The 23,298-nt window shown below is 72.0% G+C and carries 20 protein-coding genes and 1 pseudogene; 5 read left to right on the top strand and 16 right to left on the bottom strand.

Going from position 1 to position 23,298, the window contains the following annotated elements; all coding sequences use genetic code 11:
* Nucleotides 1-853: 853 nt before the first annotated feature.
* Together AB0K51_RS04235 and AB0K51_RS04230 are read right to left on the bottom strand one after the other, a co-directional pair.
* Nucleotides 854-1,390, bottom strand: a complete 537-nt coding sequence (locus AB0K51_RS04235) for a hypothetical protein (RefSeq protein WP_363450327.1) — start codon at nt 1,388-1,390, stop codon at nt 854-856.
* A 152-nt stretch (nt 1,391-1,542) separates the two neighbouring features.
* Nucleotides 1,543-2,553, bottom strand: coding sequence for a LacI family DNA-binding transcriptional regulator (locus tag AB0K51_RS04230; protein ID WP_363450325.1), 1,011 nt, complete (start codon nt 2,551-2,553; stop codon nt 1,543-1,545).
* A gap of 540 nt (nt 2,554-3,093) precedes the next feature.
* Between AB0K51_RS04230 and AB0K51_RS04225 the strand changes: the two genes are divergently transcribed.
* Nucleotides 3,094-4,647: an alpha-L-arabinofuranosidase B gene (locus AB0K51_RS04225; protein WP_363450323.1), complete on the top strand. Its 1,554-nt coding sequence runs from the start codon at nt 3,094-3,096 to the stop codon at nt 4,645-4,647.
* A gap of 131 nt (nt 4,648-4,778) precedes the next feature.
* Here the strand turns inward: AB0K51_RS04225 and AB0K51_RS04220 are convergent, their stop codons facing one another.
* Nucleotides 4,779-5,363: a TetR/AcrR family transcriptional regulator gene (locus AB0K51_RS04220; protein ID WP_363450321.1), complete on the bottom strand. Its 585-nt coding sequence runs from the start codon at nt 5,361-5,363 to the stop codon at nt 4,779-4,781.
* Nucleotides 5,364-6,311: 948 nt separating this feature from the next.
* On the opposite strand from AB0K51_RS04220, the gene AB0K51_RS04215 reads away from it, so the two are divergent.
* Both AB0K51_RS04215 and AB0K51_RS04210 read left to right on the top strand, forming a co-directional pair.
* On the top strand, nt 6,312-8,447 hold the full coding sequence (locus tag AB0K51_RS04215; RefSeq protein WP_363450319.1) for a hypothetical protein: 2,136 nt from the start codon (nt 6,312-6,314) through the stop codon (nt 8,445-8,447).
* A 189-nt stretch (nt 8,448-8,636) separates the two neighbouring features.
* On the top strand, nt 8,637-9,509 hold the full coding sequence (locus AB0K51_RS04210) for a hypothetical protein (protein WP_363450317.1): 873 nt from the start codon (nt 8,637-8,639) through the stop codon (nt 9,507-9,509).
* A gap of 42 nt (nt 9,510-9,551) precedes the next feature.
* On the opposite strand, the gene AB0K51_RS04205 is transcribed toward AB0K51_RS04210, so the two are convergent.
* Both AB0K51_RS04205 and AB0K51_RS04200 read right to left on the bottom strand, forming a co-directional pair.
* Nucleotides 9,552-10,298: a beta-glucanase gene (locus AB0K51_RS04205; RefSeq protein WP_363450315.1), complete on the bottom strand. Its 747-nt coding sequence runs from the start codon at nt 10,296-10,298 to the stop codon at nt 9,552-9,554.
* 178 nt (nt 10,299-10,476) lie between these two features.
* Nucleotides 10,477-10,641 (bottom strand): annotated as a pseudogene (locus AB0K51_RS04200) (GNAT family N-acetyltransferase); the annotation flags it as partial.
* Between the two features lie 181 nt (nt 10,642-10,822).
* Between AB0K51_RS04200 and AB0K51_RS04195 the strand changes: the two are divergent.
* Nucleotides 10,823-11,230, top strand: a complete 408-nt coding sequence (locus AB0K51_RS04195; protein ID WP_363450313.1) for a hypothetical protein — start codon at nt 10,823-10,825, stop codon at nt 11,228-11,230.
* A gap of 55 nt (nt 11,231-11,285) precedes the next feature.
* On the opposite strand, the gene AB0K51_RS04190 is transcribed toward AB0K51_RS04195, so the two are convergent.
* The 4 genes from AB0K51_RS04190 to AB0K51_RS04175 all read right to left on the bottom strand — a co-directional run bounded on the left by AB0K51_RS04190 (nt 11,286) and on the right by AB0K51_RS04175 (nt 14,712).
* A complete protein-coding gene (locus AB0K51_RS04190; protein ID WP_363450311.1) occupies nt 11,286-12,428 on the bottom strand; it encodes a serine hydrolase domain-containing protein in 1,143 nt (380 codons plus the stop codon).
* Nucleotides 12,429-12,551: 123 nt separating this feature from the next.
* Nucleotides 12,552-12,968 carry a DoxX family protein gene (locus AB0K51_RS04185; protein ID WP_363450309.1) on the bottom strand — a complete coding sequence of 139 codons (417 nt, stop codon included), beginning with the start codon at nt 12,966-12,968 and terminating at the stop codon, nt 12,552-12,554.
* A gap of 133 nt (nt 12,969-13,101) precedes the next feature.
* A complete protein-coding gene (locus AB0K51_RS04180) occupies nt 13,102-13,569 on the bottom strand; it encodes a DUF732 domain-containing protein (RefSeq protein ID WP_363450307.1) in 468 nt (155 codons plus the stop codon).
* A 162-nt stretch (nt 13,570-13,731) separates the two neighbouring features.
* Nucleotides 13,732-14,712 carry a polysaccharide deacetylase family protein gene (locus tag AB0K51_RS04175; protein WP_363450305.1) on the bottom strand — a complete coding sequence of 327 codons (981 nt, stop codon included), beginning with the start codon at nt 14,710-14,712 and terminating at the stop codon, nt 13,732-13,734.
* Nucleotides 14,713-15,038: 326 nt separating this feature from the next.
* On the opposite strand from AB0K51_RS04175, the gene AB0K51_RS04170 reads away from it, so the two are divergent.
* A complete protein-coding gene (locus tag AB0K51_RS04170) occupies nt 15,039-16,145 on the top strand; it encodes a polyprenyl synthetase family protein (protein ID WP_363450303.1) in 1,107 nt (368 codons plus the stop codon).
* Between the two features lie 72 nt (nt 16,146-16,217).
* Here the strand turns inward: AB0K51_RS04170 and AB0K51_RS04165 are convergent, their stop codons facing one another.
* From AB0K51_RS04165 to AB0K51_RS04135, 7 genes are all read right to left on the bottom strand, one after another.
* Nucleotides 16,218-16,403, bottom strand: a complete 186-nt coding sequence (locus AB0K51_RS04165) for a hypothetical protein (RefSeq protein WP_363450301.1) — start codon at nt 16,401-16,403, stop codon at nt 16,218-16,220.
* A 42-nt stretch (nt 16,404-16,445) separates the two neighbouring features.
* Nucleotides 16,446-16,676, bottom strand: a complete 231-nt coding sequence (locus AB0K51_RS04160) for a hypothetical protein (protein WP_363450299.1) — start codon at nt 16,674-16,676, stop codon at nt 16,446-16,448.
* 78 nt (nt 16,677-16,754) lie between these two features.
* The gene (locus AB0K51_RS04155; protein ID WP_363450297.1) at nt 16,755-18,014 is read right to left on the bottom strand and encodes an ROK family transcriptional regulator; all 1,260 of its coding nucleotides are present in this window, start codon (nt 18,012-18,014) and stop codon (nt 16,755-16,757) included.
* A gap of 12 nt (nt 18,015-18,026) precedes the next feature.
* Nucleotides 18,027-19,304, bottom strand: a complete 1,278-nt coding sequence (locus AB0K51_RS04150; protein WP_363450295.1) for an ABC transporter permease — start codon at nt 19,302-19,304, stop codon at nt 18,027-18,029.
* Nucleotides 19,301-20,080 carry an ATP-binding cassette domain-containing protein gene (locus AB0K51_RS04145; protein ID WP_363450293.1) on the bottom strand — a complete coding sequence of 260 codons (780 nt, stop codon included), beginning with the start codon at nt 20,078-20,080 and terminating at the stop codon, nt 19,301-19,303. Before AB0K51_RS04145 ends, AB0K51_RS04150 begins: the two co-directional genes overlap by 4 nt.
* Before the next feature lie 82 nt (nt 20,081-20,162).
* Nucleotides 20,163-21,257 (bottom strand): substrate-binding domain-containing protein, encoded by a 1,095-nt coding sequence (locus tag AB0K51_RS04140; protein WP_363450291.1) that lies wholly within the window; start codon nt 21,255-21,257, stop codon nt 20,163-20,165.
* Nucleotides 21,258-21,529: 272 nt separating this feature from the next.
* Nucleotides 21,530-23,298: non-reducing end alpha-L-arabinofuranosidase family hydrolase (locus AB0K51_RS04135; RefSeq protein WP_363450289.1), on the bottom strand; the 1,769-nt coding region annotated here is incomplete at its 5' end.

Genomic DNA, 23,298 nt, shown 5'->3' with positions numbered 1-23,298 from the left:
CCGCACTGACGGGGGCCGGTGGCTGCGGCGGCGGCAGTGCCTGCCGAGCAGACGGCGGATCTCGTTCAACCTCAGTCGGATCAGGTCGCGGTCGGTTCCCTCCTTTCGGGGGCGGTGGGCAGGGGCGTGGCGGACTTGGTAGTGGTCCTGCCCTGCCTCGTTCTTCGCAGTCTGCAAGACCTCCTCTCTTGCCCAGCGGGCTCCGGCCGCTGGGACGATGTCGGCCACTCGCGCTGGCCCTGGGCACCGCTGCCGGCGGAACGGATGTCCCAGGCGTGTTCCGGCAGGATCACCGCGAGCGTGTGGGCGTTCTGTCCTGGCGGCCCCAGCCGGTGCTTGCAGGCGATGGTCAGCACGTAGCTGATCTCGTGCTCGGTCAGCCAGGCACGCAGGACCGGGATCCTGCCCGTATACCTCGTCACCGGTCACCCAACGGAACGGCACCCCGGCGGCCACTGGCCGACAGGGACGACGTGGCCGAGCCTCGGCCGTGGGACCAGGCCGCAAGCCGACTGGCCGCCGGCGCGCAGCGAAGCGCCAACGCTTCGTCCCGTTGGCGCAGACGCCGCCATCCCGGCCATGCTCGCGGCTCCGTTCGGAGCGTCGGCATCGGGAGGGCGACCAATGTACTGGCTACGCGGTGACATGTGTGAGCTTTCCGCGCTGGCCACACAGAGCCCGTCAACCTCGCCGAGCCAGCCTTCACGCTCGGCTTCGGCGATGCGGGCGATGAGGTTCTCGAGGATCTCCTCGAGGCGGTCGCGTTGGGCCGGGTCCCGCCCGAGGAGTGCATGAGCGGCCGGACAGCGCCTGCCTGATCGCACGGCTCGGGACGATGCACTGGGGGGAATGGTCAGAGGGCCATGGCGGTGATCCACACGACGGGGTGCGCCGGATCGCTCGAGCTGTCCACCGCCAGGGCTCGTGGGTTCTTCTCCATGCCACTGCCGGGACCGTCCTGGCTGTATTCCATGGCGGGGTTGACCGGCGGGGTCAAGCCGCACGGGCCCTGAGCAGCCTGGACGGTCGCTACGGGGCCGCGGACGGCCCAGTCGCCCACGGACACCTCGGCGGTGGCGCTCGGTGGGTTGAAATGGCTGGCCTCGAGGAACGCGGCGAGGTCTGCCGGCGTAGTGGTGAAGCGCATCGACAGGTCCGTCTCGCCCCGCAAACCACCTGTATCAGCGGTGAAGACGAGGTTCGTGGCGGCGAGGGGAACAACGAGGTTGAAGTGGCCGGTCGCATCGGCGAGGGAGATGTTGTTGCCGCTGGTCTGGGAACAGACTCGCGAATCGGTTGCCGCGACATGGTTGTCCGGTGGTCCGAATGCCGAGTCGAGCACCGACTTCGCCCCCCAGCCGAGCAAGCCCAGCAGTATGGCGGCGCTCACCAAGATCGTCAGGCGTCCAGGTCTCTTCAAGGCCCCGTGCACCCCTCACGAGAAGATCAGAGCGCGATCATATTCGGCTGGCGTCCGAAGGAATCGGACTGGGCCCTGCCTCAACCGCCAAGTCGGTGAACGTTCCTGGTCACAGCACCAGCTCAGGAGGCCCGGGGGCCGCCCGTGCTGTGACGGACGATCAGTTCGGGGGTGATCGTGACGTGTCGCGTCGGCGCCGCCGGGTCCTCGATGCGTTGGAGGAGCAGGTCGATGCCGGCCTGGCCGATGGCGGTGAAGTCCTGGCGGACGGTGCTCAGTGGGGGACTGAAGTACTCCGCCTCCGGGAGGTCGTCGAAGCCGGCGACCGCGATGTCCTCGGGTACCCGGAGGTCGGCCTCGCCCAGTGCGCGGAGTACGCCGAGGGCCATGTGGTCGTTGGCGACGAACACGGCGGTCGGGCGGGACCCCTGTTCCAGGCCCCGGTGGGCCGCGGCCAGGAGCTTGCCCGCGCGGTAGCCCGAGGCGGCGCTCCAGTCCCCGTTCAGGTGCTCAGGGGCGTGGACGCCCGCGTCCTCCAATGCGGACCGCCAGCCCTGGAAGCGTCCCTCCGCCTCGATCCACTGGCGGGGACCGGCGACGTGCCACACCGAGGCGTGCCCGAGCGACAGCAGATGCTCCGTCACCATCCGCGCGCCCGTGTACTGGTCCAGCGCGACCCCCGGCAGGTCGAGGTCGTGGCCCCCCTCCACCGTCACCACGGGGAAGGGGTGCGTCATCCGGGCGAGCGCGGCCACCGCGCCCTGGTGCGGGGTCATCACCACGACCCCCTCCACGCCCCAGGCCGCGAGGTGGTCCAGCGCCTGCTTCAGCGCCGTCTCGCTGAGCTGGTCCAGACTGACCGCGGCGACCAGGTACCCCGACCGCCGCGCCGCGTGCTCCAGCCCGGCCAGCGTGCTCGCCGGGCCGTACAGCGTGGTGTTGGCCGCGACGACGCCCAGGGTGCGGGAGCGCCGGGTCACCAGGGCCCGGGCCGCGGAGTTCGGGCGGTACCCGAGCAGGGCGATCGCCTCGCGCACCCGCTCCCGGGTGGACTCGCGCACGTTGGGGTGACCGCTGAGCACGCGGGAGACGGTCTGGTGCGACACACCCGCCTCCCGGGCCACGTCCTCCATCGTTGGCGCGTGCCTGTCGCCGACCTCGCCCACGTGCCCTCCAGGCTCCGAATCCGGTGCGGCCCCGATGACGCGCCGGTATCCCCGCAGCGTACTCAAGCCCGCAGCGTGTTCGAGCGGCCGCATGACGATGGCGGACGACGTTGGCGGGCGACGACGACGGACAACGATGGCGGACGACGTTGACGGACGCATGGAGCACCTCGGTGACGAACGCGTGGCGACCCAGCCGGGCTGGTGGCGGGGAGCACGGCTTTGACGGTGTACAGCGGACCGCGCCATCAGCTGATTGTTAGCGATAACAAAGCGCCAAGGCAAGGGTGCTGCAGCGGGCGGTTCGGGCGAAATCGAATCCCGGCGGGAGCCTTGACGGCGTCTCCGGCGGCTCCCATAGTGATGCCCGGCCGTCCATCAGCCGAACTCCCTTCCACTCCAGCTGTCCTGAGCCGACGTCAGGGACGATTGTTAGCGCTAACAGTTCGGCTGATCGCGGCACCCCTCGATCCCCACCCGAGCGAACCCCCAGCAAGGAGCCCACCCTTGGCTGTTCAGACGTGGCTGCGCCGCGCCCGGCGCGCCCTCCTCGCCACCGGGACCACCGCGGTCCTGACCGCCGCCCTGGTCACCGGAACGTCCTCGACCTCGCAGGCCGCGACGCAGGGGCCGTGCGACCTCTACGCCTCCGGCGGCGCCCCCTGCGTCGCGGCGCACTCCACCACCCGCGCCCTGTACGGCGGGTACGGCGGCGCGCTGTACCAGGTCCGCCGGGCCTCGGACGGCGCGACCAAGGACATCGGTGTGCTGAGCGTCGGCGGCTACGCCAACGCCGCCGCGCAGGACGCCTTCTGCGCCGGTACCACCTGTGTGATCACCGTCATCTACGACCAGTCCGGGCGGGGCAACAGCCTCACCCAGGCCCCCGCCGGCGGCGCCGCGGGCGGTCCCGACAACCTGGCCCCGGCCACCGCCGCGCCGGTCACCGTCGCCGGACACCGGGCGTACGGCGTCTACGTGGCGGCGGGAACCGGGTACCGCAACAACCACACCAACGGGATCGCCACCGGCGACCAGCCCGAGGGCATGTACGCCGTCCTGGACGGCACGCACTTCGGTGGCGGCTGCTGCTTCGACTACGGCAACGCCGAGACCAACAGCCTCGACACCGGTAACGGCCACATGGAGGCCATCTACTTCGGCGACAGCACCATCTGGGGATCGGGCACCGGCAGCGGCCCCTGGGTGATGGCCGACCTCGAGAACGGCCTGTTCTCCGGCGTCAACGCCGGCTACAACGCCAACGACCCGAGCGTCAGCCACCGCTTCCTGACCGCCGTCGTCAAGGGCGCCCCGAACCTGTGGGCGATCCGGGCCGGCAACGCCCAGTCCGGCGCCCTGTCGACGTACTACAGCGGCGCCCGCCCCAACGTCTCGGGCTACAACCCGATGCACAAGGAAGGAGCGATCATCCTCGGCATCGGCGGCGACAACAGCAAGTCCTCCAGCGGCACCTTCTATGAGGGCGTGATGACCTCCGGCTACCCCTCGGACGCCACCGAGAACGCCGTCCAGGCCAACATCGCCGCCGCGAACTACCAGGTGGGCGCGGTCACTTCGAGCGCCCTCACCCCCGGTGCGCGGGTCTCCCTGAAGGCGACCACCGCCTGCTGCACCGGCGACTACCTGCGCCACAACTCCGACGCCACGGTGGCCATCTCCCCGATCACCTCCGGCAGTTCCGCCGCCGACCGGAGCGACGCGACCTGGATCGTGCACGCCGGGCTGGCGGACAGCTCCTGCCTGTCGTTCGAGTCCGCCGCTGCCCCGGGCCAGTACCTGCGGCACTACGGCTTCCAGCTGCACACCGCCGCGAGCAACGGCACCGCCCTGTTCAACCAGGACGCGACGTTCTGCCTCCAGGCCGGACACAGCGGCCAGGGCTTCTCGTTCCAGTCCGCCAACTACCCGAACCGGTTCCTTCGCCACTACAGCTACACCGGCTACGTGGCCGGCGACGGCGTCGGCGGCAACACCTGGGACAACGCCAACGCGTGGGCCGAGGACACCTCCTGGCTGACCGCGCAGCCCTGGGCCTGACCGCCCGTCCGCACCACCTCCCCCGGGGCCTCGTCAGAGGCCCCGGGGCACACCTGTCGGTCCGTCGGCCCGCCCGGCCGGCACCGCGGTTGCCCCTGCGCGTGGCCCGCCCGACCCACCGGACGCGGTGGTCAGGACTTCCTGAGGCCGTTGAGGAGGAAGTCGACGCGGATGTCGATGTTCTCCGGGTCGAGCCGGTCGGTGTTGAGCAGGAGGCGGTAGTAGATCGGGCCGAAGAGGAGTTCGACCATGGTGCGGGTCGGCGCGTCGGGGCGGAGTTCGCCGGCCGCGACGGCCCGCTCGAGGCGCTCCTGCCAGCGGGCGATGCGGGGTTCGAAGAAGGTGGTGCGGAGGTCCTCGGCCAGGCGCTCGTCGCACTGCGCGTCGGCGATCAGGCCGCGCCAGACCGTCCCGAGGCCGGTCTCGAGCATCCGCATGACGGCCTGCGCCGCGGTCGCGATGTCGGCGGCGACGTCGCCCGTGTCGGGCACCCGGCCGGCCGGTCCGGTGCAGTCGTTCAGGGCCTCCAGGACGACCGACGCCTTGCTCGGCCACCAGCGGTAGATGGTCTGCTTTCCGACGCCGGCGGCCGCGGCGATGGCTTCCACGGTCACCTTGGCGTAGCCGTCGCGGATGGACAGTTCGAGGGCGGCGTCCAGGATCGCGCGGTGTGAGCGCTGGTTCCGCAGATCGGGATTGGGGGCGGGGGTCATCATTGCAGATTCCTTCAGGAGACGATCCGTCTCGTCTTGACGGCCCAGTCGGAGTGGACCAGGATGATCAAGTCAAGACGAGACGTAGCGTATCGCGCCTTGACGGCGGCCCGGTCCATGGGTCGTCCGCATCTCCGTCACCCTCGGGAGAACACCCATGCGTGCAGCACGCACCGCCAGGACCGCCTCGCACCGGAGCGGCCCGCAGGCTTCCGGGCTCGGGCCGGCGGGCGATGCGAAGGTGACGACGCATCAGCAGTGTTGCCTGGAGCGCGACTCGGTGTGGGACATCGGTGCCTGACCGGCCGCGCGACGCCAGTCTGCTAGCCTGCCGAAAGCCGGGCGAGCACCTGCGATCCACCGCCGAACAGCGCCTCGACGACAGCGTCCTCGGATGCGAGTCAACCCTCGGAGAGATCCCCTGCATCCCGTGGATGCCTGGATCCGGAGCGGCCCCGATGATCCCCACCGGCAGGCACGAGCGGCTTTCCCGACGGGTCGCCAGGGCGCGGCACCGCGCGGCCGAGTACGGCTTCGCGGTGGCGGCCATCGACGCTCCCAGGTGTGGTGACCGGCCCCGGCCGGTCGCTGACGAGCGGACCCGCGCGTAGCTCCGCGGGCCGGTTACGAGGACGGAACGGCGTCGGCATGCGGTCGGAGGCGACCGAACCGCGTATCTCGGCGGGCCCGTCCGCTTCGCCGGGACGTTCGTGCAGCAGGGAGAGGACCCGGCGCGCAGATCCGGGCGCGCGTGGGTCGAGGTCGACGGCGTGCGGGCGGGTACTTCTCGCGGCACCTGAAAGTGACGACGGGCCGTCAGAGCGGCGGCGCGCGGGAGGAGTCGGAGTCGGCGGTCAGGACGGAGAGTGGAACGGCGGCGGGGGCTGATGCGTCGTCAGGGCACAGACTTCAGTAGGCGTCTCGGAGACACGGCGGGGGAGCGGGGGAGTTGTGGACGACTGGTCGGCAGGCTTCTTGGACGAGGGAGCGGGGGACGAGCAGGACGGGGTGGTGGCGGAGGGCACGGCGATGACCGGACCGCTGCTGGAAGCGCTGGACGCCGTGGTGTGGGACGGCTTGGAGACCGGGCACCCGACGGACCCGGTCGAGACCGTGCCGCAGACGCTCCGCCAGCTCGCCCGGGCGGGTGCGCAGGCCACCGAGGAGGACTGCTACCCGCTGTACTCCCTGGTCACGGCGGAAGGGACGGAGACGCCGTCCGCGGCCGCCGCCGCCCTGCCGTTCGTCATCGCGCTCGCCGCGGACCCCGCGATGGGCGCACGGGTCCCGCTGGTCGACCTGCTCGCGGACCTCCAGGCACCGGCCCTGGCGGGCGCGGACTGGTCGGGAGCCCGGGCGCTGCTGCGGGACCCCGAGCCGGCGGTGCGGCGGGCGGCGATCCGGCTGGCCGAGGTACCGGGGCAGGTGCTGGAGCGATGGCGGGTGGAGACCGACCCGACGGTGCGGGTCGCGCTGCTGCTCGCGCTCGGCGAGGCCGTGGCGGGAGCGACGGCGGCCGGGGGGACGGCGGCTGGGGGCACGGCGGCCGGGGGGACGGTGGCCGGAGCGGTGGCGGCCGGGGGGAGTGGCGGCGTCGTGGACGAGGCGCGGGCGGTGCTGGCGGACGTGCTGGCGGGGGACGATCCGGTGCTGTGGGTCGCGGCCGTGCACGCCTCGGCGGAGTTCGACCGGGACGTTCCGGTCCGTCAGCTGGACCGGCTGGTCGAGGTGTTGGGGGACCGCACGCTGCGGGCGGGGTTCGAGGAGGTCTGGTACACGCCGGGCGTCGAGGAGCCCTGGGCCCGCGAGGACCTGGTCCGGTCGACCTCGTGGTCGCTCACGCACGACCAGGACGCCGAACTCGCCTTCGCCGTCCGGCTGATCGAGACGGCGCACCGCACCGGGGACGCGCCCCTCGCCCGGGAGGCCCTCGACGTGGCGTGGCGGCTGCTGACCGAGCGACGCTCGGCGGAAGCGGCCCTGCTGCCCTGGGCGGGCAGGCTGCTGGCCGATCCGGACGCCGCCGTCCGGCTGCGGGCGGCGAACCTCCTCGCGGCGCTGGGCCGGGTGGCGGCGCCGTACGCCGACCGGCTCGCCGAGCTGCTCGACGACGAGGCGGGCGACCCGGTCCTCGACGGGACGGTCGGCGCGTACGCCCGCTGGGCGCTCGCCCGGATCGGTGACCCGCGGGCACTGCCCGGCCTGGTCGGGCAGCTGCGCGCGCAGGAGGAGGAACAGGGCCGCAGCTACGTGGCCGGCGATCCGCGACGCCCCGAGGTCAAGGAGGTGCTGGTCCCGCTGCGCGCGCACGCGCCGGTCCTGCTGCCGGAGATCCGCGAGGCGATCCGGCAGGGTGGGCCGCGCGGGTCGGCGACGCACACGCTGCTCGCGGTCCTGGGGGCCTGGGGTGCGGACGCGGCACCCGCCCTGCCCGACCTGTTGCCGCTGCTGGCCGACACCTGGACCACGATCCGGGTGATCGACGTGCTGCGCGCGATGGGACCGGCCGCCGCCGGACCCGCGCTGCACGCCTGCGGGGAGCTGGACACCGCCGGCATCCGGGCCGCGATCGACGCGAGCGGGGCGTACCTCGACGCCGACCGGGCGGCGACGCTCAGGTCCTTCGGCTTCTTCGACGTCTTCGACTTCGCCGGCGGCGCGGTCACGGCGGCCGAGCAGCCCGGGTACGGTCCGGTCGGCGACCTCGCCGAGGTCGGGCTCGACGCGGTGCCCGCCGCGGACCGGGGGCGACCCCTGGCGATCGGCGGGTACGGCCGGGTGGCGGCGGACGTCACGCGCTGGTCGATCGCCGGTCCCGCCGAGTCGAGCCTGGAGGTCCTGGAGGAGTTCGTGCTGCCGATCGCCGACGGGGACGACAGCTTCGGCCTGTTCCGGGAGGCGCTCCATGCCCTGATCCGCAGGGGTGAGACCAGTCCGGCGATCCGCGGCGCGCTCACGGCTGTCCGCGCGTCCGACCGCCGCCTGTCCGCGCGGAGCAGCTACGAGCGGGTCCTCGACGACCAGGAGCTGCGGGCCCTGGTCGACCGGGCCCTCGCCGGATCGGCCTGCGCTCCCGACGGTCGGTGACGGGGGGACGGTGACTGAGGGGTGGTCAGAGTTCGGCAGTCTCCCGGACGGTGGGGGACCGGTAGGGAGAGGGGATGAAGACCGGGGAGTCGACCGGTTCGGGTGGGACGCCGGTTGGCGCTGTGTCAGGCCCGGTCGATAGCGTGCGCGAAAGCCTCGGCGACAGGACGTGAAGGAGCGCTCATCGTGATGCCCGAGACGGACCCGGCGAGCGAACTCGGCGGGTGGGACGTCGCGTTGGCCGACGCCTTCGCGATCCTGCTCGGCGCGGACCCGGCCGCGGTGCCCGCCGCGCGGTACGGGGTGTACTACGCCTCGGACACGCTCGACGAGTTCCTGTTCCCGAACTCCTGGGCCACGCCTGACGCCCTGTCGGACCGGACGCCGCGGCACCTGCCGGACCCGGACGGCGCGTACCCGTTCTCGCCCTGGACCTGGCGGTTCGACCTGAGCGAGTCCGTGTTCCGCTTCGAGCCCGACCTGCTGGCGCGAACGGGGCCGTGGGGCGACGACGGGCACAAGGGACCCCGGCCGTTCGACGAGGCCTTCGTCGCCGACCTGCGGACCGTCTCCGCCGAGGACGAAGCCGGGGGAGTGCTGGTGCACGGCGCGGAGTTGGGGGCGCTCCTGGCACGCCACGGCGTCGACCTGACCGGTCCGGGGTCCGAGCAGCTGAACTACTGGCTGACGGCGCTGCTGCGCGTCGCCACCGACGGCACCCTCACCGATGCGATGCGCGCCGCCACCTTCACCGAGCGCGGCCCCGAGCACCTGGTGGCGCCCGAGGACCTGGGCCGCGCCCGCTCCGCCGCCGAGCCCTGGGAGGAGCGCCTGAGCGCGGTCGCCCATCCCGCGCTCCGCGACCACCTGCGCGTGCTCTGCCTCACCGAGGCCGACGCGCGCAGCGAGGGCGGCTGCTACTACGGCGCCGACCACTGGCCGTGGACCGACGTCCTGGAAGCGGTCGACTGCTCCCTGGTCGCCGGCTGGGGGTTCGGCGAGTCCCAGGCCGGTGTCGCCGTCGCGCGGCTGTCGGACAAGCCGGGAGCGCGCCGGCGGTAGGCGGGGAACGGGGGACCGTGCCGAGCGGAGCCTGACGGTGGGTCAGCTCGCTCCGGGCTTCGAGGCCGCGGGCGGGCGGAGCACGCGCAGGCCGGCGCAGCGCCAGGAGAGGCGGGTGGCGTCCGGTCGGGGGCGGGGGTGGCCCAGGCGGCCGGCCGAGACGGACAGGTTGACGATGATCCAGGCGCGCCAGGTGGCGGCGACGCCGACCCGGTCGGCGAACACCTCCCGTCCGTCGACCGACCAGCGGACCGCGTCGGTGCCGAACCGGCAGGCGACGGTGAACCACTGGCCGGGGGTGATCAGGTCGTCGAGGTACGCCGCGGCGCCGGGGGCCGCGTGGTTGCTGAACTCCAGCATGCGGAGATGATCGCCGTGGTACTCCAGGACGTCCACCTCGCCGTGCCCGGGCTGCGGCCGGCCGCCGGCCCGGTCGCGGCCCCAGGTCCAGATCGCCGGCCACGCCCCCTGACTCGCCGTCAGCAGGCAGCGGGCCTCCAGCCGGTCGCCCGGGAGCAGTTCGAAGCCGCCCGCGGTGTTCTCGGTGGTCACCAGCGGGGAGCGCCAACTGGTGCCGCTCTCCCGGACGGCGGTGAACGTGTCGCCCGCCGGCCCGAAACCGGGCACCAGGTGGTCGAGCTTGTTGTCCGCGGGGTTGCGCCCGCTGGGCGGATACGCGGAGGTGGTGCCGGCCGCCCACTGCGAGCGGTCGGAGAACGGAGCGTCGAACACCACCACGGGTTCGTTCGACGCGTGCGCGCTTTCGTGCGAAGGAATGGTCCCGGTCATGGAATCGCTCCCCGGGGTCGCAGGGACTGTCACCCTGATATGCCCGGAAGAACGGCGCTCCGACTGCCGGCTGCCCGGCGCACGGGAGTGGAACGGTCCGGTCCGGTGCTTCCGTGCGTGTTGCAGGGCGCTGCCTGTCGGCCGTCCTTTCAACCTGCTCCCGCCGCCGACTCCGGTGTCAGGCCAGGTGGCTGCGCATCAGGGTGCACATCGTCTCGTGGCGTTGCAGCGAGCCGTCCTCGGCCTCCAAGTCCCAGGAGTCGCGTTCGCGGCCGAAGGCGCGGTAGCCCAGGCGTTCGTAGAGGGCGCGGGTGCGCGGGTTGGCTTCCTCGACGCCGAGTTCGGTGTAGTCGACGCCACCGACCGCCACCGGGACCAAGCTCGGCAACTACTACCGGGACGGCCGGCGCTGGGACGTCAACGGGACCACCACCCAAGGCGGTCAGGGCCTGCACTTCTGGATCGCCGACACCACCGCTAAGGTTCAGCCCGGGGCCCAGGAGGGCCAGGAGTTCCAGGCGTACGTGTTCTCCTGGGACCGGACCGACGCGGCGGGCTCGACCACCTGGAACGGCATGCCCTTCGGGGTCAGCCTGTCCCGCTCGCCCCTTCCCGGCACACCGACGCAGGGCTTCGTCGCCGACGACTGGATCGGCCGCTGGGCGATGAACCACGACGGCTGGAACGGCACCCTGGAGATCACCTCGGCCGCGCCCTTCGCCGCCGCCTACACCGCCTTCGACGGCCGGACGCTCCCCGTCGCCGGCGGCCCGGACGGCGCCCTGCCGCACGTCCTGAACATCACCGTCCCGTTCGCGGCCGACAACATCCAGCCGTTCCAACTCCTCGCCCACACCTGGGAGAAGGACGTGTTCTCCGGCCTCACCCAGTGGGGAGGACTCAACTTCGGCGTGCAGGGCCGCCGGACCTGAGCGGCCGACGTTCGAGCCCTCCCTCAGGTCCGGCGAGCTGACTGTGCGCCAGGTCTCAGCGGGTGCCCGTCGCGGCGGATATCACCGCGGCGGCGAGGCGGGCGTTCTCGGGGGCCGCTCCGCCGCCGGCCCAGAAGCGGCGCCGGACGTAGCCGTACGCCACCCCGGTCACCGGGTCGGCGAAGGCCTGGGAGCCCGCCGCGCCGCTGTGGCCGAAGGCCGTGTCGCCGAGGAACGGGTAGGAGGTCCGCATCCGCTCGAAGCCCAGCCCGAACATGTCCGACTGGCCGAAGAGCAGGTCGACCCCGGGGGTGTGCAGCCGGGAGAACTCGGCCACGGTCGCCGCGGTCAGCAGCGGTTCCCGGCCGTCGAGGCCGGTGGCCGCGGCCGCGTACAGGCCCGCCACGGCGCGCGCGTTGGCCACGCCGCCGGCGGAGGCCGGGCCGAGCGCCCGCAGCGGGCGGTGGTTGGCGTACGCGACCAGGTCGGTCGGCTCGTCGGCGTGCGTGTTGAACGCCACCGCCAGCAGGCTGTCCTTCGGCACCGGGGGCTCCGGGTCCGCCCCGGTCTCCGGGCCCGCCGCGGCCGGCTGCACCGGCCAGAAGCGCTCCTCCAGCTCGTCCGGCAGACCCAGGTACAGGTCGAGCCCGTACGGCGCGCGGACCAGCTCCTCGTACTCCTGCTGCAGCGAGCGTCCGGTGACGCGGCGCACCACCTCCCCGGTCAGCGCCCCGATCACCAGACCGTGGTACCCGTAGGCGGTGCCGGGCTCCCAGTACGGGCGGTGCGGGGCGAGCCGCGCGGCCACCACGCGGTCGTCGGCCAGCTCCGCCAGGGTGAACCCGCCGTCGACGCCGATGGCACCGGCCTGGTGCGACAGCAGCTGCCGGAGCGTCACCGAGCCCTTGCCCTCGGCAGCGAACTCCGGCCAGTAGGACGCGACTTCACGGTCGAGGTCGAGCACGCCCCGCTGCACCAGCAGCGCCACCACCAGGTGCGCGGCGCCCTTGGTCACCGAGAACACACCGGTCAGCGCATCGCCGCCGGACCGCTCGTCGGACCACAGGTCGACCACCCGCCTGCCGTCCAGATACGCCGCGAGCTGCGCCCCCGGCTCGGCGGGCTCCGCCGCGACGACCGCCTCGAACTCGTCCCGGACGCCCTCGAACCCCTCGGCGACCCAACCGTGGACAGTCATGGAGATCCCCCTTGATCGATTAGCTTGATGCTCGATCAACCGGGGGCGAGGACCGGCTATTCCGCGCGCCGGCACGAGTTCGCCGCGTGCTTCCCGGCGCGGTGGACGGGGCCGAGCACCTGGTCAGCGGGGGAGACGGAGCAGCTCGGCGGTCTCGGCGCGCCGGTGCCAGGCGATGACGGCCAGCGGCACCATGAACAGGAACGGGGTGCCGGCGTTCTCGCCGTGCATCGCGGTGAGCTGGGTGACGAACGCGAACACCAGGAAGACGATGAGCGCCGTCGCCGCCGGCCCGGCCAGGCGGGGGAGCAACAGGCCGACGGCTCCGGCGAGTTCCACCAGTCCCGTGAGGTACATGAACCAATGGCCCACGCCGATGGCGTCGAAGACGGTGGTGGCGGCGGGGAGGGCGAGGAGCTTGGGCAGCGCGCTGGCCAGGGCGAAGAAGAGTGCGAGCACGATCCGCAGCGTCCAGACCGTCCGGACGGCGGCCTTGCCGGACTTCGTGGTGGTGGTGGGGGTGGTGGCGGTGGTGGACATTCAGGTCTCCCCGGTCGGCTGTCGTTGCTTTCTCAGGTCTGACGGCCGTGACCGCGCAAACTCATCGGTCCGGGGAGAGGAAATGTGGGTGAGCCCCCGAGGTGGGGCCTCGGGGGCTTCGGTTGACGGTGGTTCAGGAGCAGAAGGCGGCCTTGACGCTGGCGACGATGACGGCGCCCTGTTCCGGGGTGAGGGTGACGGTGCCCGCGCTGAACCGCTGGGCGGCGAAGGTGGCGAGGGCCGCGTCGTCCTTGCCCGCCTTGATCTCCTGGCAGACGCTGCGGGCCAGGGTGATCGCCTTGGTCTGGTCGGTGGCGATGTTGGGGTCGGCCGCCCGCAGGGCGGCCATCAGGCCGGCGGCCTGCGCGGCGTTCGGCGTCGGGACGCCGGCGGTCGGCGCGCCGCTTGAGGCGGCGGTGGTGGAGGCTCCGGTGCTGGGCGTCGCGATGGGGGCGGGCGTGCTGGAGGTCGCTGCGGGCGTGCTGGAGGCGGGTGCGGCCTTCGTGCTCGGCGCGCTGTCGGCGCTTCCGTCGTTGTTGCAGGCGGTGAGGGTCAGGAGGGCGGCCGCGGCGAGGCAGGCGGCAAGGGCTCGTGTGCGCATGCGGCCACGTTGGCATGGCGGTGAGGTCGGAACGGTCGTTGTGACGGTGCTGTGACAGGTCTGCGGCGATGGGGAGTTGGAAGCTGACGCGCCGCCGGGTGGCGGCCTCGGCGCGGGCGCCCGTTCGGACGTCCGCGCCCTCGGTCGGGCCTCGGTTTGCGGTCAGCTGGTGGTGCAGGTGGCGGTGGGCCAGGTGGTGCTGCCGTTCTTCATGATGGTCATGCCCCAGTTGTTGCCCGCGCCGTTGGGGGTCGCGACGAGGGTCTGGGTGTCGGGGTAGGTGGCGTTGACGTTCCAGGTGGTGCTGACCTTCTCAGGGGTTGGGACCTTCACGGTGACCTTCCAGGTGCTGGAGCCGGTCACCGTGACGTTGAGGTTGTAGCGGTCGCTCCAGGAGGCGCCGGCCGAGAGGGTGGCGGCGCAACTCCCACCGCCGGTCGAGCCGCCGTCGGTGGGGGCCACGGCGCGGCCGGTCTGCGGAGAGATCATGCCGGCGCACAGGCCGCGGGCGGCCAGGCTCTGGGCGATCTGCGGAATCGCCGCGAGCGTGTTCGCGGGCCACTCGTGCATCAGGATGACCTGGCCGTTGCCGAGCCGGCCGACCGCCTGCACGATCGCGGCGGTGCTCGCGCCGTTCCAGTCCTGCGAGTCGACGTCCCAAATGACCTCGGTCAGGCCGTACTTGGCCTCGACCGCCTTCAGCGTCGCGTTGGTCTCGCCGTACGGCGGGCGGAACAGCTTCGGCGTGCCGCCGCCTGCGGCGGCGATGGCCGACTGGGTGGTGCCGACCTCCGAGTCGATCTGCGCCTGGCTCTCCTGGATCAGGTGCGGGTGGGTGTAGCTGTGGTTGCCGATCCACATTCCGGCGGCGACCTCGGCCTTGACCTGCGCCGGGTAGGCGGCGGCGAACTGGCCCTCGTTGAACATCGTGGCGCGCAGGCCGTTCTGCTTGAGCGCGTTGAGCAACGCCGGGGTGTGGTCGTTGGACGGCCCGTCGTCGAAGGTGAGCCCGACGTAGCCGCTGCAGGTGGCGGCCTGTGCCGGTACGGCATCGACGGTGGCGGTGGCCGTGCCCGCCGCGGCCATCGCGGCGACGGCCAGTCCTGCGGTGAGCGTGCGGAGCGACGGATTCGTGATGCGCATGAGGGTGCGGCTCCTCGTCGTGTGCGGGTGCGGGTGGTCCGGAGGCGGCGACGGCGACAGTGTTGGCCTGGGCTCGACAAGCTGTCAACAGTTTCGATGTGCCAGGCGATAGATTCGCGGGCTCTCGGGTTTGCCTGATGGATGTGAAGTAGCTGGTGGAAGGCGCATTTGTCAGCGTGCCTCGAGAATGTGCGCCCAGGGCTGCCGTGAATCGCGCGTTGGTTTCGGCCGAGAATGCTCGCAACGTACAGCGATGAGTAGGTGAAAGTTTCGGGCGGGCGGGCCACCGTGCCCGCGAGGTGGTGGGGGTGTGGAAGCCTGTCGGGGTGGATGAGGATTCGAGTGGGGCGGTACTGGCCGCGGCTCTGCGGCGTGCGGCGGATCATCAGCGCGGGTTCGAGGCGCGCTTCGCGGCGTACTTCGACGCGGTGACCGACCCGGCGAGTGGGGGAGTGGAGTTGCCGGGGCACGGCGCGTTCCCGGCCCGTGCGCTCGGTCTGGTGCGGGAGTTGTCGCTGCGCGGGGGCAAACGGCTGCGGGTGGCGCTGCTGCACGAGGCGGCGGGGCTGGCCGCGGAGGAGCCGGTCGCGGGACTGGACGACGCGGCGGTCTGCCTCGAGTTGCTTCACACGCACGGGCTGATCCACGACGACCTCATCGACGACGCGCCGCTGCGCCGGGGCGGACCGTCGACGTACTACGCGTACCGGAGCGAGTTCCCGGAGCGGCCCGACACCGCGCTCGCCCTCGCGGTGCTGGCCGGCGACCTGGCGGCGTTCCTGTCCACGCGGGTGCTGCTGTCGGGCGGTCTGCCGCCGGACCGCGCGGTGGCGATGGCGGCGGTGGCGGTCGATGCGGGCGCTGCCGCGGTGCTCGGCCAATTCATCGATCTGGAACGGGACTTCGAGCCCGATGTGGGCCTGGACTTCCTGCACGCGGTCACCGAGTTCAAGTCGACGCGGTACTCGGTGCTCGCCCCGCTGCGCCTCGGCCTGCTGGCCGCGGGAGCCGATCCGGCCCCGTACGACGCCGAGTTGCGCGGCTACGCCACGGCGCTCGGCATCGCGAACCAGATCCACGACGACTGGCTGGACCTGTTCGGCGATCCGGCCGTGCTCGGCAAGCCCCTCGGGTCGGACATCCGCTCCGGCCGCCGCAGCTACGTCGTCCGGGCACTGCGGGCGGTCGCCGACGAGTCCGAACGGGATTTCCTGGAGGCGCTGCTGGGGGACCGGGACGGCGACGACGCCGCGCTCGACCGGCTCCGCCGGATCACCCGGTCCCGGGGCGTCGAGCGTGAACTGCGCGACGCGGCCGCCGGTTTCGCCCGCGAGGCGGGTGCCCGGGCCGCGGCATGGCACGGGCGGTGGCGCCCGGAAGCGGTGGCGTTCTTCGAACACCTACCGGCCTGGTCGGTCACCCGCGACCGCTAGGCCGGCCACTCGCCACGACCTGACCGCCGCCGGCCACCTGCCCAGCGGCGATGGGCGGTCGCGGTGGCCCGCTCAGTCGTCGAACCACACGACGAGGCGCACGTTGGCGTCCCCGTGCCGGGCTGCGAGTTCCTCCATGGCCTTCCAGACGGGCTGCCACTCGCCGGTTGCGGTGACGGCGTCCCTGCGGCGGATGGTGACCGATCGGTAGAGCGTGCCCCCGACGAGCCACTCACTGCCTTCGGGCCACTCCCGCACCTCGCCCATTGTCGTGCAAGCCGTCCTCGCTGTATCTCTCGGTCAGTTGGGCGAACCGTGCGGTCTCGGTGGCCGAGGCGTCGGCGGGCAGACCCCGGTGTGCGGCGACGGGGCGGGAAAGTCCGCGTAGTTGCGGACGCCGAAGAGGCAACCGGACGCGTCGTAGTCACGGCCCAGGTAGAGGGAGCCGAGGTCGTGTGCGGTGTGCCAGGTCGGCTCCTGGTGGTCTTGCGGCGCCCGGTATTCGAGGAAGCCGCTGATGTCTGTCCCCATGCCAGGCATTCTGCCGACTCCGTCAACCGACTTCGTCTGCACCGGACGTGACCGGCGCCGACGGTTTGTGGCCGTCCGTCAGGGGGAGTGCGGGGCAGGGCCGGTGGTCGCCGGGGAGGGCGGTTGGTGGTGGGCCGAGAGGCGGGCGAGGGTTTCCAGGGGGCGGGTGAGGACCTCGGAGAAGGCCAGTTCGGCGGCGCCGATCAGGACGGTGTCGCCGCCGAGTTCGCTGACCCGCAGGCGCAGGTGCTCGCGCACCGCGGCGAGGGCGTTGGTGTTGATCCGGCTGCGCACCTGTGCGGCGGACCCGAGGAAGACGTCCCGCAGGGTGCCACCGAGGATGACCAGGTCCGGATCGAACAGGTTGACGAGGTTGGCGATGCCGATGCCGAGCCAGTCCCCGACGCGGTGCAGCGCCGCCCGCGCGGTGACGTCCCCGTGGTCGGCGGCGATGACCACCGACCGTACGGCGTCGGCCCCGGTGACGCGGCCGTCCCGACCGGCGGCCTCCAGCAGGGCGCGCTCACCCGCCTCGGCCTCCAGGCAGCCGTGGGCTCCGCAGCCGCACGGCCGTCCCCGGTACGGGTTGACGGTCATGTGGCCGATCTCGCCGGCGTATCCGCGCTCCCCGCGCAGGAGTTCACCGTCGTTGATCACTCCGGCGCCGATCCCGATCTCGCCGTGGAGGTAGACGAGGTTCTGGCTTCCGCGGCCGATGCCGCGCCGGTGCTCGGCGAGCGCACCGAGGTTGGCCTCGTTCGCGACCAGGACCGGAACGTCGAGGCGGAGCCGGTCGGCGAACGCACCGGCGAAGTCGATGCCCTTCCAGCCCATGTTGGGGGTCAGGCTGACCAGCCCGTCGGGGTGGCGGACGATGCCGCGCACCGCCACGGCGACACCGACGCACGAACTGTCGGCCGGCGCGCGGGCCAGCATCTCGTGGGCGAACCCCGCGAGGACGTCGGCCACGCGGGCGGGGTCCTGCGGGGGACCGTCGGGCCACGGGCCGTCGCGCCGGTCCAGGAACACGCCGCCGAGTCCGATGCGGGCCACCGACAGGCGCTCCACGCCCAGGTCCACCGCCAGGACGTGCACCCGGGCGGACTCCGGTTTGACGACCAGTGAGGGCCGCCCGGCCCGGCCGGTCTCCTGCGGCAACTCCTCGCGGACCAGGCCCGCGGCCGTCAGATCGCCCACCAGGCCCAGGATGGTGCTGCGGTTGAGGCCGAGCCGGGTCGCCAGGACGGCCCGCGAGGTGGGCCCGTCGAAGTGGACGTGGCGCAGCAGCGCACTCAGGTTGTGCTGGCGGACCTCTTCCTGGGAAGGACCGGCTTTCATGGGAGGCGACCCTCATCGTCGGGCTGAGCGGCGGCGGGACATGGCGTCCACACCTGCGGCCACCAGCAGAACCGATCCCGTGACAGCGTACTTGACGCCCGAGGTGTACCCCATGAGTCCCATGCCGTTCTGGATCACCGCGACGACCAGGCCGCCCAGCACGGCGTCCACGACGCGGCCGCGGCCGCCGAACAGGCTGGTGCCGCCGATGACGGCGCTGCCGACCGCGAGCAACAGGACGTTGCTGCCACCGGTGTTGGGGTCCACCGAGTTGCCCCGGGAGGCGGCGATGATGCCGCCGACGGCGGCCAGGCAGGAGCAGATGACGAAGGCGGCGGTGCGGATGAAGGCGACGTTGATCCCGGCCCGCCGGGCGGCCTCGGCGCTGCCGCCCACCGCGTAGACGTGCAGACCGAAGCCGGTCCGCTGCAGGGTGAACGTGCCGAGCAGCAGCAGGGCCCCGATCACCGGCACGACGATGGGCACGCCCTTGAGCGAGCCGATGATGACGTTGCGGCTGCGTTCCTGGTTGAGCAGGTACACGGCCGCGCCGCCGAGCACGACGACGGCGCCGGTCCGGATGGCGAGGAGCGTCACCGGGGTGCCGGCCAGGCCCCGACCGCGCCGGTCGCGGCTGCGGCGCAGCTGCAGCACGGCGTACCCGGCGACGCAGCCGGCCAGCAGGAGCCAGCCGAGGACGGGGCTGAGGTTGTCGTTCGCGACGGCCAGGATGGTCGGGTCCTTGACCGAGACGTTCGTGCCCTCCTTCAGCAGCATCAGGACGACGCCCTGGAAACCGAGGAACGCGGCCAGCGTCACCACGAAGGAGGGGATGCCGACCTTGGCGACGAGCGTGCCGATGAGCAGGCCGATCGCCGCGCCGGTCAGCATCGCGGCGGCCACGGCGGCGTACCAGGGCCAGCCGTGGTCGGTCAGCAGGATGGCCAGCACCGCGGCGCATACGCCGCTGGCGTACCCGGCCGACAGGTCGATCTCGCCGAGGAGCAGGACGAAGACCAGCCCCATGGCGATGGCTATGCTGCCCGCGCTCTGGGTGAGCAGGTTGGCGAAGTTCAGGTTGGACAGGAAGACCGGGCGCAGCAGGGAGAAGAACACGCACAGGACGATCAGGCCGGCGACGGCGGGAAGGGCGCCGAGCTCGCCCGCGCGCACCTGGTCGAGGTAGCCGCGGCCGAGGTCCGCCAGGCCGGCGGCCGGGGGCCGGCCGTCCTCGGAGCCGGTGGGGCGGTGTGGCCGCTCGGGCTTCTGCGGGGCGAGGGCGGCGGTCATGCGGCGGCTCCGTTGGGGGTGGTCTGCGGGCCCAGGTCGCCGCTGCGGCCCGAGGTGATCAGTTCGACGACCTGAGCGTGGGTCACGTCGGAGGCCTTGACCTGCGCGGCCATCCGGCCGAGGTAGAGCGCGGCGATCCGGTCGGAGACCGCGAAGACGTCGTTCATGTTGTGCGAGATGAGCACGACGGCGAGGCCGTTGTCGGCCAGCCGGCGGACGAGTTCCAGGACCTGCGCGGTCTGGGCGACGCCCAGCGCCGCGGTGGGCTCGTCGAGGACCACGAGCTTGCTGTTCCAGAGCACCGCCTTGGCGATGGCCACGGTCTGGCGCTGGCCGCCGGAGAGGCTGGAGACCTTCTGGCGAAGGGACTTGACCGTGCGCACCGAGAGCCCGCGGAGCGTCGCGGCGGCCATCTCCTCCATGGTCGAGTCGTCCAGCACCAGGCCGCGGCGCTTCTCCCGGCCCAGGAACATGTTCTGGACGATGTCGAGGTTGTCGCACAGCGCGAGGTCCTGGTAAACGATCTCCACACCGAGCGCGGCGGCCTCGCGCGGGCTGTGCACCTGGACCGGCCGGCCTTCGAAGAGGTAGTCCCCCGCATCGATGGGGTGGATCCCGCCGATGCACTTGACGAGCGTCGACTTGCCCGCGCCGTTGTCGCCGACGAGTGCCGTGACCTCTCCCGCGTAGGCGCTGAGTGCGACGTCGTGCAGGACCTGGACGGGGCCGAAGCTCTTGTCGATCCCGCGCAGTTCGAGAGTCGGAGTTTCTGTCATGGGTGAGGCTCCTGGGAATGGGCGGGGTGGGCCCCGGGCCGGCGGCGGCCGGGGCCCACGGGTACGGCCGAGTGCTCGCGGGCTACTTGATGCCGGCCTTCGTGCACAGCGCGTCGTAGTCGCCGGTGCACAGCTGCGCCTTGGTGACGTAGCCGTCGGTGATGACGTCCTGGATGTTGTTCTTGAAGACGGCCTCGGGGGTCAGCAGCGCCGACGGGACGTCACGGTTGCCCGTCGGGTCGTGCACGGTGGCGTTGGTCTCGCCCTTCTTGCCGTTGGCCAGGGAGACCGCGAGCGCCGACGCCGCGTCGGCCTCCTTCTTCACGGCCTTGTAGACGGTCATGCACTGGTCGCCCGCCAGGATGCTCTGCAGGCCCTGCACCGTGGCGTCCTGACCGGTGATCGGCACCTGCCCGTTGCGGTGGTTCTTGCGCAGCACGGCGATCGCCGAGTTGGCCAGACCGTCGTTGGCCGCGAGCACCCCGCCGATGGCCGGCTGGCTGGTGTACATCTGCTCGAAGATGGTCTGCGCCTGGGCGTTGTCCCAGTCGGGCACCGACTGGTTGGGGCCCTTGGTGTACTCGCCGGACGCGTACAGCGGGTCCAGCACGCTGTTGTAGCCGTTGGCGAACAGGGTGGCGTTGTTGTCGGTCGGGGAGCCGTTGAGCTCGGCGACCACGGGGTTCTTGGCGCCCATGTCGGTCAGACACTTCGTCAGGCCCTGCCCCTGCAGCTTGCCGACCTGGGTGTTGTCGAAGCTGACGTAGTACTGGGCGGAGCCGCCGAGGGTGAGCCGGTCGTAGTCGATGGTGGCCACGCCCTGGCTCTTGGCCTTGTCGAGGACGGCCTTGCCGGTGCCGCTGTCGAGGTTGACGATGATCAGCACGTTCACGCCGCTGGTGATCATCTGGTCGGCGATCGTCTGGAACGCCTGCTTGTCGCCCTCGGCGTTCTGGATGTCGTAGTCCACGCCGGCGGCCTTGAAGGCCGCGGCGAGGTACGGCCGGTCCGCGGTCTCCCAGCGGACGGACGACTTGCTGTCCGGCAGGATCACGCCGATCTTCGGCTTCTTGGCGCCCGCCGAGTCGGCACCGGAGCCCGAGGAACCGCAGGCGGTGACCGTGGAGAGCAGAGCCGCTGACACGGCAGCGGTGGCGAACAGGAGCCCCTTGCGCATGGGCAGGGTCCTTTCGAGGCGTGTCCGACCAGCGCCGGACGTGCGGTGGCTGATGAAGGCGGGGGATGGGCACGAGCACGAAGCGGAAAGCAGCCGGCCCCTGTTTGTTGCCCGCGACAACATACGGCCTGCGATGGGGCCCGCCAAGCCCCCGCGTCGACCGGCGTGGGTAACGATCGAGTTACCGGAACGCGCGACAGGTGACGGTCGGTCGACAACGGAGCGGAGCCCCGGCCGCTGTGCGGCCGGGGCTCCCGGGGGGTGACGAGTGGTCAGTGCTGGAGCGTCAGGACGCCCGGCCGGTACGGAAGTTGGTCGTAGGGTCCGCCCGCGGTGGGGGACTTGCCCTGGTAGAGGAACTGCAGGTTGCAGGGGTCGATGGTCATGGTCTGGTCGGGGTTGTTGCGGACGAGGTCGCCGTGGCTGATGTCGTTGGTCCAGGTCGCGCCGCTGTTGGCCTTGCCCGCGAAGGGGTTGTTCTCGCTGGCGGCCTGCGGGGTCCAGGTGCCGCTCAGGCTGGTGGCGGTGAAGGAGCGGAAGTAGCGGCCGTTGGCGCCCATCGCCTCGACGATCATGAGGTACTGGTTCTGGTCCTTGACCTTGTAGACCTGCGGAGCCTCGAAGAGGTTCGCGGTCGTGTCGGTCATGACGGTGGTGTAGCTGGAGCCGAAGCTGCTGGGGAAGTTGCCGATGGGCATGCTGGCGCGGTAAATGCTGCCGTTGTCGCCGGCGAAGAACAGGTACATGTTCTGGTCGTCAGCGATCAGGGTCTGGTCGATCGGCCCGGTGCTGGACTTGGGGATGCTGCCGGTGAACAGCGGCTGCGGCGCCGACCAGCCGTTGGGGTTGGTGGGGTCGCTGGAGGTGCGGTAGATGAACGGCCACTGGCCCCACTGGTACGCCAGCACCCAGATCTTCTTCGGCGCGAAGTAGAACAGGGTGGGTGCGACCGCGGCCTGGCTCATGCCGCTCTGCCCGGCCGAGGCCATGTCGGACCAGTTGGTGAACGGGCTGAACATCATCGACCCGTACGACGACCCGGACACGTTCGACCCGTACACCAGGTGCTTGCCGTTGTAGACCACGTCGGTGAAGTCCTTCACCGACGCCCAGCCGTTCGCCGGCTGCGCGAGCGCGTCGGTGGACGACCAGCGGTACGTCGAGGGCAGCGCGCACGTGCCGCCCGGGGCGGGCGTCGTCGGGGTCGGCGCCGGAGTGGTCGATCCGGTCGGCCGGAGCGTCCAGTGCTGGTTGGCGGCTCCCCAGGAGTCCCAGATCTGGACGGGGGTGCCGTTGGCGGTCTGGTTGCCGGGGGTCTCCAGGGCCTTGCCGCTGGCGACGTTGGTCAGGGTGTACGAGCCGTCGCTGTTCCTGGCGGCCTTCCAGTGCTGGTTGGCACCGCCGTTGGCGTCCCAGACCAGGAGCTTCGTGCCGTTGGCGGTCTGGCCGCCCGGCTCGTCCAGGACCCGGCCGCTGGCGACGTTGGTCAGGGTGTAGGAGCCGTCGCCGTTCTTGGCGGCCTTCCACTGCTGGTTGGCAGCGCCGCTGGCGTCCCAGACCTGGAGCGGAGTGCCGTTGCCGTTCTGCCCGGCGGGCTCGTCCAGGACGCGTCCGGAGGCGCCCATCGCGGAGAGCGTGTAGACGGTGCCGGAGTCGATGCCGCCGCCCGGCGTGCCGCCGCCGGCGCCTCCGAGGGTGGTGAGGACGGCGTTGTAGGCGGCCTTCTTGTTGCCGCTGTTGTCGAACAGCAGCGGGTTCTCGCCGGTGCGCCAGGAGTCGCTGTCGCGGATGCCCCACACCGTGAGGCCGGTGCAGCGGGCGACGTTGAGGCAGGCCTGGACGGCGCTGGTGTAGGCGGTGGGGGACGCCTGGGCGATGTCGAGTTCGGTGATCTGGACGTCGACGCCGAGCGCGGCGAAGTTGGACAGGGTGGTCTGGAAGCTGGTCGGGGGTCCGCCGGCGCCGAAGTGGCTCTGGAAGCCGACGCAGTCGATCGGCACGCCACGGGACTTGAAGTCCTTGACCATGGCGTAGACGCCCT

The sequence above is a fragment of the Kitasatospora sp. NPDC049285 genome (genome assembly GCF_040678815.1).
In the GTDB taxonomy this organism is placed as follows: Bacteria; Actinomycetota; Actinomycetes; order Streptomycetales; family Streptomycetaceae; genus Kitasatospora.
Note: the sequence above shows the minus strand (reverse complement) of the source record. Positions and strands in the feature narration are given on the sequence as shown.